At 30.9% G+C, this 17,152-nt stretch carries 15 protein-coding genes and 2 pseudogenes; 14 read left to right on the forward strand and 3 right to left on the reverse strand.

Features of this window, described 5'->3' with window-relative positions; translation table 11 throughout:
* The first annotated feature begins 31 nt into the window (after positions 1–31).
* The 10 genes and pseudogenes from HMPREF1630_RS04040 to HMPREF1630_RS04080 all read left to right on the forward strand — a co-directional run bounded on the left by HMPREF1630_RS04040 (position 32) and on the right by HMPREF1630_RS04080 (position 6,498).
* The gene (locus HMPREF1630_RS04040; RefSeq protein ID WP_197049857.1) at positions 32–469 is read left to right on the forward strand and encodes a GNAT family N-acetyltransferase; all 438 of its coding nucleotides are present in this window, start codon (positions 32–34) and stop codon (positions 467–469) included.
* 383 nt (positions 470–852) lie between these two features.
* A pseudogene (locus HMPREF1630_RS04045) lies at positions 853–1,170 on the forward strand (KilA-N domain-containing protein); the annotation flags it as partial.
* 277 nt (positions 1,171–1,447) lie between these two features.
* A complete protein-coding gene (locus HMPREF1630_RS04050; protein ID WP_037327347.1) occupies positions 1,448–3,013 on the forward strand; it encodes a caspase family protein in 1,566 nt (521 codons plus the stop codon).
* Positions 3,014–3,273: 260 nt separating this feature from the next.
* A pseudogene (locus HMPREF1630_RS04055) lies at positions 3,274–3,483 on the forward strand (KilA-N domain-containing protein); the annotation flags it as partial.
* A 701-nt stretch (positions 3,484–4,184) separates the two neighbouring features.
* Positions 4,185–4,544, forward strand: coding sequence for a helix-turn-helix domain-containing protein (locus HMPREF1630_RS04060; protein ID WP_037327348.1), 360 nt, complete (start codon positions 4,185–4,187; stop codon positions 4,542–4,544).
* Positions 4,534–5,079 (forward strand): ImmA/IrrE family metallo-endopeptidase, encoded by a 546-nt coding sequence (locus HMPREF1630_RS04065; RefSeq protein ID WP_197049858.1) that lies wholly within the window; start codon positions 4,534–4,536, stop codon positions 5,077–5,079. Before HMPREF1630_RS04060 ends, HMPREF1630_RS04065 begins: the two co-directional genes overlap by 11 nt.
* Positions 5,076–5,228, forward strand: coding sequence for a hypothetical protein (locus HMPREF1630_RS09515; protein WP_197049859.1), 153 nt, complete (start codon positions 5,076–5,078; stop codon positions 5,226–5,228). The genes HMPREF1630_RS04065 and HMPREF1630_RS09515 overlap by 4 nt, the downstream gene beginning before the upstream one ends.
* Positions 5,221–5,907: a DUF4417 domain-containing protein gene (locus tag HMPREF1630_RS04070; protein ID WP_197049860.1), complete on the forward strand. Its 687-nt coding sequence runs from the start codon at positions 5,221–5,223 to the stop codon at positions 5,905–5,907. The genes HMPREF1630_RS09515 and HMPREF1630_RS04070 overlap by 8 nt, the downstream gene beginning before the upstream one ends.
* Positions 5,907–6,308: a DUF6883 domain-containing protein gene (locus tag HMPREF1630_RS04075; RefSeq protein ID WP_197049861.1), complete on the forward strand. Its 402-nt coding sequence runs from the start codon at positions 5,907–5,909 to the stop codon at positions 6,306–6,308. Before HMPREF1630_RS04070 ends, HMPREF1630_RS04075 begins: the two co-directional genes overlap by 1 nt.
* Positions 6,309–6,312: 4 nt before the next feature.
* Positions 6,313–6,498, forward strand: a complete 186-nt coding sequence (locus HMPREF1630_RS04080) for a DUF4926 domain-containing protein (RefSeq protein WP_037327349.1) — start codon at positions 6,313–6,315, stop codon at positions 6,496–6,498.
* A gap of 983 nt (positions 6,499–7,481) precedes the next feature.
* On the opposite strand, the gene HMPREF1630_RS04085 is transcribed toward HMPREF1630_RS04080, so the two are convergent.
* Positions 7,482–8,516 (reverse strand): YeiH family protein, encoded by a 1,035-nt coding sequence (locus HMPREF1630_RS04085; RefSeq protein WP_037327351.1) that lies wholly within the window; start codon positions 8,514–8,516, stop codon positions 7,482–7,484.
* Positions 8,517–8,621: 105 nt separating this feature from the next.
* On the opposite strand from HMPREF1630_RS04085, the gene HMPREF1630_RS04090 reads away from it, so the two are divergent.
* The 4 genes from HMPREF1630_RS04090 (at position 8,622) to HMPREF1630_RS04110 (ending at position 12,660) form a co-directional block, all read left to right on the forward strand.
* On the forward strand, positions 8,622–9,497 hold the full coding sequence (locus HMPREF1630_RS04090; protein WP_037327352.1) for a LysR family transcriptional regulator: 876 nt from the start codon (positions 8,622–8,624) through the stop codon (positions 9,495–9,497).
* A gap of 105 nt (positions 9,498–9,602) precedes the next feature.
* The gene (locus HMPREF1630_RS09520; RefSeq protein WP_037327353.1) at positions 9,603–9,824 is read left to right on the forward strand and encodes a hypothetical protein; all 222 of its coding nucleotides are present in this window, start codon (positions 9,603–9,605) and stop codon (positions 9,822–9,824) included.
* Positions 9,825–10,036: 212 nt separating this feature from the next.
* Positions 10,037–10,876 carry a KilA-N domain-containing protein gene (locus HMPREF1630_RS04100; protein ID WP_037327354.1) on the forward strand — a complete coding sequence of 280 codons (840 nt, stop codon included), beginning with the start codon at positions 10,037–10,039 and terminating at the stop codon, positions 10,874–10,876.
* Between the two features lie 545 nt (positions 10,877–11,421).
* Complete coding sequence (locus HMPREF1630_RS04110) at positions 11,422–12,660, forward strand: DUF2254 domain-containing protein (RefSeq protein WP_231549507.1); 1,239 nt, start codon at positions 11,422–11,424, stop codon at positions 12,658–12,660.
* A gap of 184 nt (positions 12,661–12,844) precedes the next feature.
* On the opposite strand, the gene HMPREF1630_RS04115 is transcribed toward HMPREF1630_RS04110, so the two are convergent.
* Positions 12,845–15,988 carry a type I restriction endonuclease subunit R gene (locus HMPREF1630_RS04115; RefSeq protein ID WP_037327356.1) on the reverse strand — a complete coding sequence of 1,048 codons (3,144 nt, stop codon included), beginning with the start codon at positions 15,986–15,988 and terminating at the stop codon, positions 12,845–12,847.
* A complete protein-coding gene (locus tag HMPREF1630_RS04120; RefSeq protein WP_037327357.1) occupies positions 15,978–17,150 on the reverse strand; it encodes a DUF3800 domain-containing protein in 1,173 nt (390 codons plus the stop codon). Before HMPREF1630_RS04120 ends, HMPREF1630_RS04115 begins: the two co-directional genes overlap by 11 nt.
* Positions 17,151–17,152 lie beyond the last annotated feature (2 nt).

Here is a 17,152-nt window from a genome sequence, read left to right on the forward strand (position 1 = left end):
TGAAATAATAAAAAATAAGTGAGTGATAAGTGTGAAATACATACCAGTAAGTTTTAAAATGAAAGATGGTGGGATTTGTGAAATTAGAGAAATTCAAGTAAAAGACGCTTCAGAAACTATTGAATATTTGAAAACCGTTATGGGAGAATCTAACTTTTTATACTCCTATCCAGAAGAAATAACTCTGACTGTTGAACAGGAAGAGAAGATGATAAAAAATTTCAATGAATCTGAGGACATTCTTATGATTATAGCAGAGTTTGATGGAAGATTGATTGCGAGTGCTCAGATTTCAAGATTTAAAAAAATGAAAATGCGTCATCGAGGAAATGTCGCTGTTACAGTACTGAAAGAATTTTGGAACTTAGGAATAGGAAAGAAGATGCTCCTTTGTCTTGAAGACTATGCTAAGGAATGGGGCCTTACCCAAATTGAGCTGGACTATTTCTCAGGTAATAAAAGAGGTTAGATTCTTTATGAGAAACTAGGATTCGTCAAAGTGGGAGAAATACCGGATGCATTTATTTTAAAGGATGGAACACGATACAATAATATAACAATGGTAAAAAGTATTTAAATAAATTTCCAAAGTATAAAATTTTCGGTTAATGTGATAAACAATCCGCTTGAATAGATCGAAAAGCTAGTGTCTGCAATTATTAATAATACAATAGGATGTTTTTGAGGGGTTCGCGTCATAATATAGATGGAGACAAATAGTTAAGTAAATATAAAGTATTAAAGTTTCTAGCAAAGTTTATAACTCGAAAAATCAATAGTAGGTATGCTGCCTAGAGTAATGATTATATAATGACTATTGTAAGGAGTACACTAGTATAAGGAGGTAGTAAATTGTCAAAAATAAATAAAGAGCAAATTTCTGCTAAGGGATTTTCAATTCAAGTTTATACTGAAGATTTTAAAAATGACTATATAAGCATTACTGATATAGCAAAATATAAAAACACAGATGATCCAAGATTTGTAATCCAAAACTGGATGAGAAATAGGAACACTCTTGAATTTATAGGATTATGGGAAGCACTTAATAATCCAAATTTTAACCGTGTGCAATTCGACACGTTTAGAAATGAAGCTGGTTTAAATAGATTTACGATGACACCGAGTAAATGGATAGAATCTACCGGAGCTATTGGAATCTTCACAGAGAAATATCAAAAATAACTCAATTGATTATCTAAAATAAGTATTAATGAAAAATTTAGCTAGTAAAAATCTAGTAAACAATCTCAATTCCAGAATATTAATATCTTAAAAGGGTGATTTTAATATTATATTAACAGATGAAATTATATAGATAATTGCGATAACAAATAGAAATAATGGTAATGGGTTTAAATCATATACTAGAAATAAGATAGTTATCAAAATTTAGTTAATAATTTAAACTGACATTTTTATAAAAAATTTTTCAATAGGGGGCGTAATGTCAATATATGCTTTAATCGTAGGCGTTAGTAATTATGATTTAATTGGAGAAAAAAAATTAGGATTTTGTAAAAATGATATAAAATATTTTTCTGATGCTCTTGTTAAAGGTTTATCAGTAAAAAAAGAACAAATAGTAAAATTAGGAGAAAATGATGTTGTAAAAAAACAGAGTTTTATAAATGTCTTAAGAAAATTTGATTTTGAAGATGAAAATGAAGATACTTTTATTTTTTATTTTTCGGGACATGGTGGAATTAATTGCAATAAGCATATTTTAGCGTTTAGTGATGGATATTTAGAAACAGAAGATTTAATAGAATACATTAATAAAATAAATGCAAAGAATAAGTTGTTGATTTTTGATACTTGTTATTCAGGACATTTTAAAATAAACAGTTTACCAGAATTTGATTATGAATTAAGTTTAAAAGAATTTATCGGCAAAGGATATGCAGTTTTAGCGTCTTCTTCATCTAACCAAACTTCGTATGATTATCCAGATCCTAAAAAACAGTTAAGTCTTTTCACTAGTTTTTTAAACGATGCAATAACAGCTAGAATTTTATTAAAAGAAGGAAAGAAATCATTAGATGATATAATTAATTTGTTATTTCAATATATGAAAATTTGGAATATAAAACATCCCAAATATGCTCAAACACCAATTTTCAGATCTAAATTAGGTGGAACAATATTTTTTTCAGTTGAAAAATATATACCCTATGTATCAAATAATTATTTTTTAGAAAAAGAAAAATATAGAATCTATAAAGTGGAGCCTATTCATACTGCTAGAGCTAAAAGATATGTAGTTAAAGTAATATTAAAAGATTTATTAACATTAGAAGAAATTTCAAAAGTTCATAAAGAAATAGTAAGTATTATAAAAAATATTGAAATATATAAAAGTGAGAATTTTGAAAAGCATTGGAAAGATAAGTTAGCAAATATTATTTTTTGTCACTATGGAAAAAGCGAAGATGATATTTTAAACTCTAATTTTTTATGTAAAACTATTTGGGTAGATGATACACAAGATAAAGATTGGTGGTATAACTTATCAAATAAATCAAAGTTTGTTAATGATGTGTATTTCGATATAAATTCAAATTACGAAGTATTAAATAAATTTTATGCAGACCATACTGCTGACGATACATATTTAATACAACAAACTAGAGATATAATTATTAATATGATTAATCTAGCAGAAAAACTAATTAAATCATTTGATGAATTATTAAATGAAGAAGCTACTGAAGAAGAATTTATAGAAGAATTTGAAAAAATAAGTCCTAAAATAACGGAGTATTACTTTAAAGAATCTAATTTAGACTTACCAACTAAAAAATTAAAAGATTGGAGCTCTGCTTGTACAGGGTTATCGGGTACCATTCATGATTTTACCTTGTTTTATGGAGAACATGCTCGAAATAATCGTACATATGATAATAGAATAGCCTGTATGAAAATGACAAAAACTAAATACTATAGTGATTTAGAAAGATTAAAAGAGGAAGAAGAGAAGATTAAAGATTTAATCAATGACGCTTTGTCATAGATTTAGAAAATAGACAGCATCATTAATGAGGATTTACTATGAAGATAATTTGAAGTTAGAAGATATAAGTCTTATATTATTATATTTTTTGCACTTATTTATTGGGGAATAATCCGTTATCAACAATCTAAGTTATGGGTTTAGTGTCATGATAGTGTTAGAAACAGATAGTAACGATGTATACTGTTATTAAGGGAATCTACAAAAAAATAAGGATTGAATGATTTTTGCAGTAAATTTGTAAAATGATTTAGAAATACGAAAATCCTGACCTAAAAGGAAATATGAGAGACTATGCAAGTCTTAATGAACTATTAGTACTTGCAAATAAGGAATCCTACAATGCAATTTTAATTGAAAAAGGATTAGAGCAAAAAGAAAGAATGATTGAACTTAGAAATCTTGCAAAGACCCAACTCATATATTTAGAAAAATTAAATCAATCAGATATAAAAAAGTTACACAAGTAAATTTTTTGTTCCGGTACTGGTACTGGGATGGGATTAAAAATCTGAAAATGTCCTATAATTAGAAGAATTTAGTGATATTAGAATGATTAGAATCTAGTATTTTGAATGGCTTGGGATATGTCGGACGTTTGGAAAAGAAGAATGGGAATAATTTGTGGTAAAAATGGCGAACTAGACTCGTTTCGGAATCTCCTCATTGAGGCGTACTAAAGTACGCCTCACTACGGAGCTTCCTGTACTTCGTCTATTTCATCCATTTTTCTTCACAAATTATTTTGAACCCTTCTGCAGGGAAGAAAAGCCGACGCGACGAATAGGAGCGTTGGCTTTTCTGATTCGCTAATGGGATTGAAAATCACGGAGTGATTTTCAAATATGATATAGACTTACTCAAACGAAGAGAATGAAAAATGGCTACTGTTACTCAAATGGTACTGGAAGTAAAAAAGAATAAATTGAATAATAGTTCCAAGTACTTTACATTTGGACAAAAAAAGACCGTAGTTTCAAGCTACGGTCTTTTTGCGTTCTTAGAAATTCTTATTTATACACACCCAAAAGAATAAACGCTTGTATTTTTGAATATTTATGAAAAATTGATATACTATAAAAATAAAATTCTAAAAAACAAATACTAAGTAAACCTATTTAGGTTGATTAAATTGACGATATGGTGTATAATAATTTCAAAGGAGGATATTATGCTTACACAACTTGGAATTTTTTTAAGAAAGTTAAGATTAGAGTCTGGTGAAATAATGAAGGATATGGCCGCAAAGTTAAATGTCAGTTCATCTTTTTTATCAGCAGTTGAAAATGGAAAAAAGAAAATGCCAGAACCTTGGTATGATACGATTATTAATTTATATAATCTTGATAAAGAAAAACAAAATGAATTAATGTCAGCAATTGAAGTATCTCAAAAGTCTCTGGAAATTAATCTTGAAGATTTAAGTAAAGAAAAGAAAAGATTGGCATTTTCATTTGCAAGGGAATTAGAAAATATGAATAAAGATGAGGTGGATAAAATGAAAATATTTTTTAATAAGGATGGTGAGTGAAATAGGTGGATATATAGCAGATTCTTTATCTATAAAGGATATAAGAAAACTGGCTAATAGAATTAGGAAGTTATTTGATTTTGAGAATGAGATGAATTTTCCAATAGTTCAAGTTATAGAATTTTTGTCTAATAAAGGAGCGTTTTACTTAGAAATATGTACTTTTGATGAGATGGGGTCAAAATATGGGGAAACAATTCCATCAGAAAATTTAATAAAACTAAGAGAAGACATTTATGATAAGGCTTGCGAGAATGATGGATTTTCAAGATCGACTTGTAGTCATGAATTATTACATTGGCTACAGCATAGGGAAGAAACAGTATCCTTTTGTAGAAAAGAAGAAGACTTAAAAAATAGAAGAGCATATGAAAATCCCGAGTGGCAAGCAAATTGCTTTTCAGGTGAATTGTTAGTTCCTAAGCATTTAGTGAAAGGTATGACCATCGATGAAATTGTAGAAGAATGTAATGTGACACCTTCTATGGCACGATATCAATATAAAAAGTATGAAGAAGAAGGAGGGGAAGAATGAAAATAAAAGAAAAAAACACACTAAATAGATTGTTGGCGCAATCTAAAGTATGTTTTCTAAACTGGATATTGTTTAATAATTCCAAATTAATTATATCAAATCCAGTTTTAAAAATCAAGAGTTTTAAACTGGGGGGATATATTGAATAGCATAAAAAGACAATATAAAAAATTAAAGTGTGAAAAATTCAAAAATAATGATGTATTTAAATCTTTTTTAGTGGAAAACGCATCATATGATGGTGACTTGGAGATGCCAATATTGAATGGATCCTCTGAGATTCCATATGATTTAGTATTATTTTCAAAAGCGAAAAAATTTAATGGAAATAATAAATGGATTTGCTTTTATGAAGATGATAGTAAAATTGAAAGTTTCTGGAATAATCCTAGGAAATATTTATCTTTAATGAAAAGAGCTAGGGGAGTTATATTACCAGATTTTAGTGTTTTTAGAGACATGCCTTTAGTACAACAAAATTGGAATATTTATAGAAGTAGGGCAATTGGAGCTTGGCTAGAATCTCAAGGTTTAGAAATAATTCCTAATATAAGATGGGCAGATAATCGCACATATGAAACTTGTTGTTTAGGAATTAAAGAAAATGGTACTATCGCTATAGGAACGCATGGTCTTATCAAAAAAATTGAGGAAAGAAATCAATTTATTAATGGCTTAGATTATGTAGTTGGTAGATTAAATCCTAAAAATATAATTATTTATGGAACTGCGTCCCAAAATATATTTGGCAAATATAGGTACTTAGGAATTAATATCTGTCAATTTGATAGTGAAATAAGCAAATTCTACCAATTGAGGTATTGCTAATGGGTGCAGGATTTCATGGAAATTTTGGGAACACAAAAGGAACGAAGAATAGGATTCCCATTAAAAATAAAAGTGATGTTGAATACAGTGAAGGTAAAATGGAAAATTATTTATTGAATAATAAACACCCTGAGGGAAAATCTAAAGCTAAATTTCTAAAAGATGTTCTAGGATATAAAAGTGGAGATGGTAAAATTTTACATGACAATTTAGTAAGAGCTGTATTAAATAAAAAACCAGTAAAGGTTGAAAATACAAGTTATGGGATAAAGAATACTTATAAAATCAAGTTAGTAGGAAAAAATAACAAAGAAATTACTGCTAATGTTGTTTGTATTTTCCAAAAAGATTCAGGAAAAACAAAATATAGGATTATTACAGTTTATCCAGATAAGAGGTAATTTAATGAAAGAATTAGATGTTGTAAGATTGAAAGAAGATTACAAAGAAATAAGTAAGGGAACAAAGGGAACAATTGTTTTAATTTATGATGATAAAAATTGTGAAGTTGAGTTTTTTGATAAAGATGGAGATACCATAGATGTAGTCATGACTCCTTTAAATAAATTAGAACTTATAGAGTCATTCTAATATAATTTAAATTTTTGTAAATAGAGCTTGTAAAAAATGAATCATACAAGCTCTATTTTTATATCCATTTGAATAAATTACTTTTGTTAAACACCATGCCTTCTATCGTTAAATTACAAAGGATCGGTTAAATTCATCAAGAGGACTATGTAAATCTGATTTTTAAATATAGAAGTTATATTATGATTCTTCTTAAGATCAATATTTCTGAAATCACATTTAAATCCGGTACTGGGACTGGGACGGGACTAAAAATTTGAAAACGGCCAATAATTAGATGGATTTAGTTGCATTAGAAAAAATAGAATCTTGTATTTTGAATGGTTTGAGATATATTGTACATTTGGAAAAGAAGAATAGTCCCACCATCTAAGGGTGACCGATGCATATGCATCGGTCATTTCCGAGACGAAGCAAAGCTGAGTCCGAAAAACTAAGCGAGAGACCAAAGGTCTCGAGAGGATATAACAGTCAAAGATAAATATAAAAGTAAGGCGTCAAACAGCATCGGTCATTTTCGAGACCACTCCGTGGTGGGTCTTCCCATAGCCAGACGGGCTAGCACAAAACTAAGCGAATAAACTGAAAGTTTCTGAGAGGACATTGGTAAAATCTTGTAAAATCAACGGTTACAGAAGATAAAAAACTGTAACTGGGATTAAAATGGGAACATTTGTTAAAAAGAATAAATCGAATAATAGTTCCAAGTACTTTACATTTGGAAAAAAATAAGATCATAACTTAAGTGTTATGGTCTTTTTATTTGATAGATTGTACAGTTAAAAGTGACAATAAATTGTCGGTTTGAGTATGTCTTAACGAAAAGAAAATAAGCATTTCGCAAAAATGTTGAGGAAAAGTTTTGGTTTATTTTTTTATGAGTTATAATTTAAAGCTTTCTACATGCGGGTCTTCTTTTTTAATAAAAAACTGACCCTAATAGTTAGTTTTATTGCTAACTTTTGGAGTCAGTTTCTATAAGATTATAAGATGCCTAGAATTTTTTCTAGTATTAGGGTTATGGATGTGATTGATATAAAGCACACGCCTCCTAAGGCTAGTGGCTTAGCTCCTGATTTTAATAGTTTTACTATATCACTATTAAAACCAATAGCTGACATTGCCATTACAATAAAAAATTTGGATAAGTCCTTAAAGGGTTTGAAAAATTCAATATTTATTCCTTTGGCTAGGGCTATGGTTGTAATCAAACTTGCAAGGATGAAGTAGATTATAAAGAATGGGAAGATTTGTATTATAGATATTTTTTTATTAGCTTCTTGTTCAGCATTTCTCATTCTAATGAAGGCTAGCCCTAAGCATATTGGAATTATTGCTAGGGTTCTAGTCAATTTTACTGTTACAGCCTTGTCAAGTGTCTGGCTACCAAGATTAAATATTGTATCCCATGTTGATGCGCATGCTGTAACTGATGATGTATCATTAACAGCAGATCCTGCGAATATACCAAAGGCATGACCATCGGTAGTAGAAAATCCAATCATACGACCTAGGCTTGGAAATAGGATGGCTGCTAGGATATTAAAAAAGAATATAACAGATATGGCTTGGGCTATCTCATCTTCATCTGCATCTATAACTGGAGCGGCAGCTGCAATTGCAGAGCCTCCACAAATTGATGATCCAACGCCAACAAGTGTTGCGATATTCCCTTTTATAAGTCCAGCCTTGTAGGCTATGTATGCGATTATAAGTGATGTTGATATGGTAGATAGGATGATTGGAAGTGATTGCCTACCAGTTTTTAAAACAATTCCAAGATCAAGACCAAACCCGAGGAGGATTACAGCATATTGAAGAATTTTCTTTGATGTAAATCTCACGCCACCTATATAAGGTTTTTTGTCTTTTATAATTTGACCTAGGGCCATTCCAATTAGAATACCAAAGACTGCTGGGCCTACTAGTGGGATTTTTTTGCCGATTATCTGGGATATTATTGCAATTATAAGGCAGAGAATAATCCCTTTTATATTTTTTTCTATAGATTTTATCATATAAGCTCCTTTCGCTTTTTTTATTATATAATAAATCACTATAATGTAAAATTATAATTATTTACTATATGATAAAAATTTGTTATGATAGATGTGGAGGATACTATGTTAGATTTTAGGATAGAAAGTTTTTTGGAAGTATGTAAATATATGAATTTTACAAGGGCTGCTGAAAGCCTTAATATAACACAGCCAGCCATATCTACTCATATTAAATATTTAGAATCCTATTATAATTGTAAACTTTTTTATAGAAGTAAGAGGAATTTGTGTCTAACAGATGAGGGCAAGATTCTAAAATCTGCTTTGCTTTCTATGTCAAATGATCAAGATAAGTTGAGGATGATATTAGCTGAGGAAAAAACTAAGAGTGAAAAAATTTCTTTGGGTTTTACTAGATCGGTCGGAGAATATCTAATATTGGATAAGCTTATAGCCTTGATTAAAGAAAAACCTTCTTGTGATTTTCATATTTATTATGAAAATACGGACGAGATTTTACGTGATATTGATAGTGGAAGGATAGACTTTGCCATTATAGAGGGATTTATAAAATCTAGAGATTATTTTATTAAAAAATACAAAAGCGATAGGATTGTTTGCATCAGCCACAAGGACCACAAGTTTAAAAAACAAGTTAAAAAGCTAACAGACTTATTAGATGAAAGAATTATTATTAGGGAAGAAGGATCTGGTACCTTAGCTATATTAAAAAATTTTCTAAGCATGGACAATATTGATACGAAAGATTTTGTAAATATCATAGAAATAAATAATATGCGTTCCATAGTAGAAATGCTCAGGTCGGATTGTGGTGTAAGTTTTATTTTTGAATCTTGTGTAAAAAAAGAACTAGAAGAAGGCACTCTCATGGTTGTGGACCTAGAAGATTTCAACTTAGTTCATGATTTATCACTTGTTGCCAGAAAAAATTCAATATTTACTGATTTGTATTTGCAAATAGCTGAAGCTTTTTATTAGAAAAAATTTCATAGTATTAGGTTAGGTTAAGATGGGTAAAGAAAAATATCGTTTTATAAAAGCAAAAAACTGGCTAATTCTTAGTTATAAGGTGTTTTATATTAGGTGATATTTTTTAGTAATATAATAAACTTAGATATAAGAACAAAGTCTGATTTTAAAATAGAAAAAAATGTCAAAGATGTTTTTGAAATTGAAAGCAACTATATTAGATGTACTATCCCTTTTCAACAGGAAGTAATTGACCAAATAGACAATAAAAATGACGGTTTGAATGTCGGTTTGAATAAGACTGAGAAGAAAGTGATAGAAATTTTGATGGAATAATAAGTTGTATGGAAAAATAGAGGGGAAATAGGGCACAATAAAAGCAAATAAATTATATATAGATAGGTAAATAGTGGCTTATAGAATTTGATAATTAGTGATTTTGGATATAATCTTGTAATAAGCTTAGGTCAGGAAGCATACGGTGCTCTGGCCATTTTTTATGTTATAATATAAGTAATAAAAATCAAGCCAGAATAAGGAGGGGTATATTGTCAAAAATTAAAAAAGAAAAAATTTCTGCTAAGGGATTTTCAATTCAAGTTTATACTGAAGATTTTAAAAATGATTATATAAGTTTAACAGATATAGCAAAGTATAAAAACAAGGAAGAACCTAATGTAGTTGTTTCAAATTGGATGCGAAACTATAATACAATAGAATATCTTGGAATTTGGGAACAGTTAAATAATCCAGATTTTAACCCCCTCGAATTCGAGGGGTATTTAAAAGAGGCGGGTAGTAACGCTTTTACTTTATCACCTCAAAAATGGCAGAAAACCACTAATGCAGTAGGACTATTTGTAAAGTTGGGTAGATATGGTGGCACATATGCTCATAAAGATATAGCTTTTAAATTTGCTTCATGGATATCTGCAGAATTTGAACTTTATATAATTAAAGACTACCAAAGACTTAAAGAAGATGAAAACTCAAAATTATCTCTTACTTGGAACCTTCATAGAGAAATATCTAAAATCAATTATAAAATTCATACAGATGCCATCAAAGAGTATTTATTAAAAGACCTTACAGATGAGCAGTTATCATTTAAATATGCAAGTGAAGCAGATATGCTTAATGTGGCACTCTTTGATAAAAGAGCAAAACAGTGGCGTGAAGAAAATCCTGACTTAAAAGGAAATATGAGAGACTATGCAAGTCTTGATGAACTATTAGTACTTGCTAATATGGAATCCTACAATGCAATTTTAATTGAAAAGGGATTAGAGCAAAAAGAAAGAATGATAGAACTTAGAAATCTTGCAAAGACCCAACTTATATCTTTAGAAAAATTAAACCAATCAGATATAAAAAAACTACATAAGTAAGATGACAAAATGCATCGGTCATTTTCGAGACCACTCAGCCACTGCACGCTCTTGGCCGCTAGGGCAAATCGTCCTACCAGCTATGTCTAACGAAATAGGGTTAGGACTTCGCGTGGTGGGTCTTCCCAAAGCCAGAAGGGCTAGCACAAAACTAAGCGAGAAAACTCAGGAGAGTTTTCCAGAGGACACTGGTAAAAATGGTTAAATCGACTCATTTTGAATAAACTCATTGCCGCGTGACTCGTGTACGCCTCATATTGGATTTTTATTCTTAGTCTATTTCACCATATTTCCTCATAGATTATTTTTGAATATTATATAATTGATTAGTTTCTTTTAGAAAGTAATCGAAGATAGATTGGGGAAATAGGCAAGAAAATCACAAAGGATTTTTCAATTACAAAAAGGTTAATATACCATTTCATATTGGATAAAAATTGAGAATATGATAATATAGTTTTATAATCACAATATTAAAACAGGAGGATTGATGTATGTTGCCCAAAATTAAATTGTGGTTTTTTAATCATAAGAATTTTTTAAGGATGTCAAGATTTATAATTTTAACAGTGTCGCTTCTTTTAGTTACTTGGATTTTTGATCATCAATATATTGCCATCAAATCTTATATTCCCAAACAACTATTACTGTCGGTTGAAGTTTCGGTAAATTTCCTTTCTAATATATCTGGAATATTTTTGACTATAAGTACTTTTTGTTTTACAATTATTGTCACTGTACTTAATAAATATAGCAGTAGCATATCGCCTAGATTGCTTCAGAGCTTCATAGATAGGACAGGAGTCCTTGGTTTATATGGTATATTTGTAAGTGGTTTTTTCTATTCAGTAATCAGTATCCTATTATTGCAAGATATTGCTCCAGACCAACATGTTGTAGCTGGAAGTTTTGGAATAGCCTATGCTATAATTGCAATGCTTAGTTTTATAGCTTTCTCAAGACAGGTTCTTGATAATCTAAAAGTATCAAATATTATAGAATATATTTTTAATGACTGCGAAAAACTTATTGATAAAGAGGTCGAACTAAGGGAAAAAGCTAAGCATTATGAGAAAGGCGACGAATCTACAAAGTTATCAATTGTAGCTGAAAATTCAGGTTATTTATTTGAAATAAAAGCAGATGAGATTTTTAAAGAGCTTAATGGCACAAGAGCAGAACTTACTATAAATAAGAGGATTGGTGAATACACAATCAAAGGAGAAAGTATAGGAGAATTAAATATATTCCAGTGCGAGTTAGATGATAATGATAAAAACGAATTAAAAGAAAAATTAAGCCCATTGTTTTTAATAAATGTTTATAATAATACAGAAGAAGATTATCACCGTGGAATTGTAAACTTGACCGAAGTCGCGAATATGGCCCTAAGCCCTGGCACAAATGATCCAAATACTGCAATAATGTGTATAAATAAAATGTCATCATTGCTAGGGAAACTTTTATCTACAGGCAATCATTTTATAATCCTGAAAGAGGATGAGAATGTAAAAATAATTTATCAAAGTTATTCTGTGGAGGATGAACTATATCTTGGTTTCAGCCAGATAATTTCTTATTCAGCAGGTGATCCCTTGGTTACAAAAGCGATTTTGCAAGGACTTTATATCATATACACAATGGCAGATATAGGTGCTAAAAAAAGCATAAAAAAGTTTTTTGATGATAGCTATGAAATATTAATAGAAAATTTTACTCACGAAATTCATTTGGAAACTTTTAAAAGAATAAGAAACAATATGGAAGAGCAAGTAAGCTTATAGGAAAATACATCTGACTGGATTTAAATTTATATGCATAAAAAATAAATTAAAAATGCGATCAATTAGTGAACTGACCCCCAAAAGTTAGACCTACAAACTAACTAAAGGAGGTCAGGTCATCTATCTGGTCGTTTTCTTATGCTTAAGAACCGAAATTGTATGAGAGATTGGTTATAATATTTTGTTAAGCAACTTCTCTATACCTAGTATATACATATTCATAAATTTTTTGACGGTACATAGAGATACTTAGCTCATCGTAACAGTCTGGCAATTCTTTCCAAAGAGTATCACGGATAAGATTATCAATAGCTGATTTTGTTTCTTGCTTATCTGTCCAATGGTCGAATTCTGCAATTTTTGTTTTGATTTTCTGCAAGAGTGACATTGCCACTTCTTTGAGCTTCTTGATGTCCGCCTTGCTTAAATCTTCACGGAACAACATATCATAAAGAGAAAGTTCTTCATCATTTTTAAAACCTTCACGGACATAGCGTTGTTCTTCTTGATTCATTTTATTTGCCAAATCCATCAATTCCATGAAAGTCTTCTCAATTGCGGCCCTGTCCTTTTCACTATTATAATCATCGATAATTTGCTGATAGCGTTCGTAGTAGTTAATTCGATCAGGATTAGCAAAAAGCATACTATCAAGCTTTTCAAGGATTACTTCCTTTAAATCCTTTAGAATAAGATTTTTTTTCTTAACCCTTGCGAACTCCCTGCGAAGAAGGTCGAAATTAATTGCACTGATATCAAATCTGCGTGGGTCTTCATGCGCCATAGTAGGTGGATTTTCAATCATAACATATTCGCTTATAATTTCATTGATTTCAACCATAAGGTCAGTGGTATTGGTGTGCTTACGCTTTTTCTGAAGCTCGGCATAAATAGCGTAAATAGCTTCATATTGCTTACGTGTGTGACCAGTGATATCATCTCTGTCAGTATATTTCATTAGGCGATTCAATTCAGATGCATAGGTAGTATATGTTTTTTTATCCTCAATTGAACCACATACTGCATTTGCTGCTTCCTTTAGGTATGATAGTTTCCTAAAATTAGTAGCATTGATAAGCATTTCTAAATCAAAATCATTTTCACTTAAGAACGCATCTGCTTTACCTATTATTTCTATAATACGACCAATAAGTTCGTCCTTATCTATAGTAGGGTCTGAACCGTCAGTTCCACCAACATTAGCTGTATAATCTGCAAGAGCCTTTCTTAAAGCTTTTACGATTCCAATATAATCTATAATCAAACCATTGCTTTTGCCTTCGCTTACACGGTTGGCACGTGCTATGGCTTGCATAAGAGTATGAGCTTTTAATGGTTTATCCAGATATAAGCATGAAAGGCATCTAACATCAAAGCCTGTAAGCCACATTGCACATACAAATACAACACGAAGGGGATTGTTTGAATCCTTAAATTCTTTATCTAAGTCACGCTTTTCCATCTTGGTACGGTGGGTCTTTATGTCTAAATTCCATTTTTTGAATGTTTGGATTTCGTTTTGTTCCTGACTGATTACAACAGCCATTTCAGTTTCTTCCATCCATTTGATTTTTCTTTCAAGCTCAAGATCCTCTTGTTGGCTAGCATGTTTTAAGCTTGCCTTTAGGGATTTGATTTCTGCTTTCCAATATTGTTGAACATAATTATACATACGGACGCAAGTAACCTTGTTTAAGCAAACAAACATAGCCTTTCCACTTGTCCACAAATCAGAATAGTGTTTCACAAAGTCTTGGGCAATAGATTTTAGTCTAGGTTCGGCTGTGAGTAGATGGATTTCTTTTGCAAATTCAGCTTCTAGCTTATCTTGCTGGTCAACATCAAGGTCAGCCCTTTCAATAGCATCAAGAATTTGATTTGTGATTTCAGGATTGTGTAAGTCAACAATTTTCTCTCCACGATTTTCGTAGTAAAGAGGGACAGTAGCACCATCTTCAATAGCTCTTTTAAAGTCATAGACCGATACATAACCACCAAAAGTACGAGCAGTAATATTATCGCTCGAAAGTAAAGGTGTACCTGTAAAGCCGATACGAGCAGCAGTAGGCAACAACTTCATCATATTTTCGGCAAAGATACCATACTGGCTACGATGAGCTTCATCTGACATAATAATTATGTCGTGATCAGGGAAGATTGGCTTTTCATCCGGTTTATTAAATTTTTGTATCAAAGTGAAGATAAAGCTTGGATTTGCTTGTAGCTTCTTAATTAGGTCATCACCACTTGTAGCAATATATTGAGAAGCCTTTATATCTTTACCAAGAAGTCCACAATTCTCAAAGGTATCACTAATCTGCCTATTAAGTTCATCACGGTCTGTGAGAACAACAAAGGTAGGTGTTCCTTCCATTTTTCTTCGCACTTTTTTTGCAAAAAATACCATTGAATAACTTTTGCCAGAACCTTGTGTATGCCAAAACACGCCTAGCTTACCATCATTAAGCTTTCTGTCCTCATAAGCCTTCACAGCTTCGTTTACACCGAGGTATTGGTGGTTACGAGCAAGTATCTTTGCAGTGTGACCATCAGAATGGTCATAAAGGATAAAATTCTCAAATAAATCAAGGAAATTTTCCTTCTTACAGATACCACGAAGCATGGTTTCAAGAGCTACACTTCCCTGGTCCTCTTCTGCAAGACGCTTCCATTCATGGAAAAATTCATACTTACTGCCAAGGGTGCCAACCTTAGCCTCTGTTCCATTTGAAAGCATAAGAAAGGCATTGTAATAGAATAAGTGAGGGATAGTATCCAGATAATCGGTGTAATTATCTTCATAAGCATTTTGAATATCCACAGTATTCTTCTTTAGTTCTACAAAGAGGAGAGGAATACCATTTACAAAGCCTACGATGTCAGTTCTTCTGCGATACAAATCTCCATGAATCTTAAGTTCCTTAATTGCAAGAAAATAGTTACTATCAGGATTATTAAAATCAATCACTATAGCCTTTTTTGTTTCAGTCTGTCCATTTGGCTTTTTGACAGTAACAGGAATACCATCACGAATCAAAAAATATTTTTCTTCATTCACATGGAGGAGGGAAGAAGTAGATAGTCTCTTTTCTAAAAGCTCCTGAGCCTCTCTTATTTGATTTTCATTGATCCACGGATTGAACTTTCTAAGAGCCTCGTAGAAATATCGGGTTAGCAAAATATCTTTATAGCTTTCTCGACCGAAAGACCCATTTTTACCAATCACTTCTGTATTATAGGCAAAGTGAACATCCCAGCCTAGTTCATCATGCAATAAATTACCAGCACTTTCCTGGACAAGGATATTCTCTGAATACTCATAGCTCATAATTTTCCACCTCTCTCATTAATTCGTTATTTGAAACTGACAATAATTTTAACTTAAACATTCTTTCTTGAATGTTCTTTCGAGAGTTTACGTTATTAATAAACAGTGGGGATTTTTCATCAGATTTACTGATAAGCATCCACAGTAATATAAAATTATTTAACTGATCATCATTTAAATTCATTGAAATAGAAACTATATTAATTAAAGGATTCTCATCTAAGAATACAAACAATTTTCTTAACAGACCTGCCATTAAATCAGACACTTGAACATATATATTCTCGTGTGATTTTACGAACTGCCAGTTATTAAGTCGAAGACCATGCTCATATAATTCTAAATTAGACATTTGTTTTTGTACTGTCATTTCTTCATCAAAAATATGATGTGACTTGCTGAAGATTTTGCATCTATTTGTATATAAGATGTAGTATTCTTCAATAAGTATAAATTCTTCATTATCCTGAACAAAAATCAATTTATCAAGTTTTCCAGCAGTCTTTAGCATTTGTCTTAACAGTTCTAAAAAGAAACCTGGATAATATTCACTATCGTCATTATATTCCCTTATCAATGAACATATTTCATTACAAAAATCAGATACATATTTGACATCAGGATAAGTATTATTTATTAAAATAGCTATTACTTCGTCTTGATGCTCAATAACAAAATCATAGAAAGCATTTTTGATATCCCACATATACATGATGATCTGTGGATGTGTTTCCAATAATGAGTCCACAAGGTCAACCAATGAATAATAAAGGTTGTTCAATGCACTGTAGTGAATATATAAACCACTTTTGCTTAACCATTTTAAAAATCCTGTGGCTCTCTTACTACCTATAAAAGATAAGAAATCTTTAGAGTTGTGGAATAGGTGTTTGAACTTCAGTTCCTTTTGACCTTCCCTATAATCAAGAGCTGAGTATAGAGTAGGAACATCAATATAAAAAGACCTACCTTCATGTGCGACACCAGCCAACACAAAATCACTTTTCAGAGCATCAATATTATTAAATCCTGTATCTGTAAGAGAAAACTTCCTACAGTTACCACTTTCATCATAATAGAAAGTCATTTCTTCTTCAAAAGGTTTGATAGCATTCAAATCAAAGATTACTTTCTTTTGGTCTTCAACATTGATTCTAGCCATAC

This window comes from Anaerococcus lactolyticus S7-1-13 (assembly GCF_000758765.1).
GTDB classification, from domain to species: Bacteria; Bacillota; Clostridia; order Tissierellales; family Peptoniphilaceae; genus Anaerococcus; species Anaerococcus lactolyticus.

Coding starts and splice junctions, on each gene's coding strand:
- HMPREF1630_RS04050 (WP_037327347.1), top strand. CDS start 1,448: ATGTCAATATATGCTTTAATCGTAGGCGTTAGTAATTATGATTTAATT.
- HMPREF1630_RS04060 (WP_037327348.1), top strand. CDS start 4,185: ATGCTTACACAACTTGGAATTTTTTTAAGAAAGTTAAGATTAGAGTCT.
- HMPREF1630_RS04065 (WP_197049858.1), top strand. CDS start 4,534: ATGGTGAGTGAAATAGGTGGATATATAGCAGATTCTTTATCTATAAAG.
- HMPREF1630_RS09515 (WP_197049859.1), top strand. CDS start 5,076: ATGAAAATAAAAGAAAAAAACACACTAAATAGATTGTTGGCGCAATCT.
- HMPREF1630_RS04075 (WP_197049861.1), top strand. CDS start 5,907: ATGGGTGCAGGATTTCATGGAAATTTTGGGAACACAAAAGGAACGAAG.
- HMPREF1630_RS04080 (WP_037327349.1), top strand. CDS start 6,313: ATGAAAGAATTAGATGTTGTAAGATTGAAAGAAGATTACAAAGAAATA.
- HMPREF1630_RS04085 (WP_037327351.1), bottom strand. CDS start 8,516: ATGATAAAATCTATAGAAAAAAATATAAAAGGGATTATTCTCTGCCTT.
- HMPREF1630_RS04090 (WP_037327352.1), top strand. CDS start 8,622: ATGTTAGATTTTAGGATAGAAAGTTTTTTGGAAGTATGTAAATATATG.
- HMPREF1630_RS04110 (WP_231549507.1), top strand. CDS start 11,422: ATGTCAAGATTTATAATTTTAACAGTGTCGCTTCTTTTAGTTACTTGG.
- HMPREF1630_RS04115 (WP_037327356.1), bottom strand. CDS start 15,988: ATGAGCTATGAGTATTCAGAGAATATCCTTGTCCAGGAAAGTGCTGGT.
- HMPREF1630_RS04120 (WP_037327357.1), bottom strand. CDS start 17,150: ATGGCTAGAATCAATGTTGAAGACCAAAAGAAAGTAATCTTTGATTTG.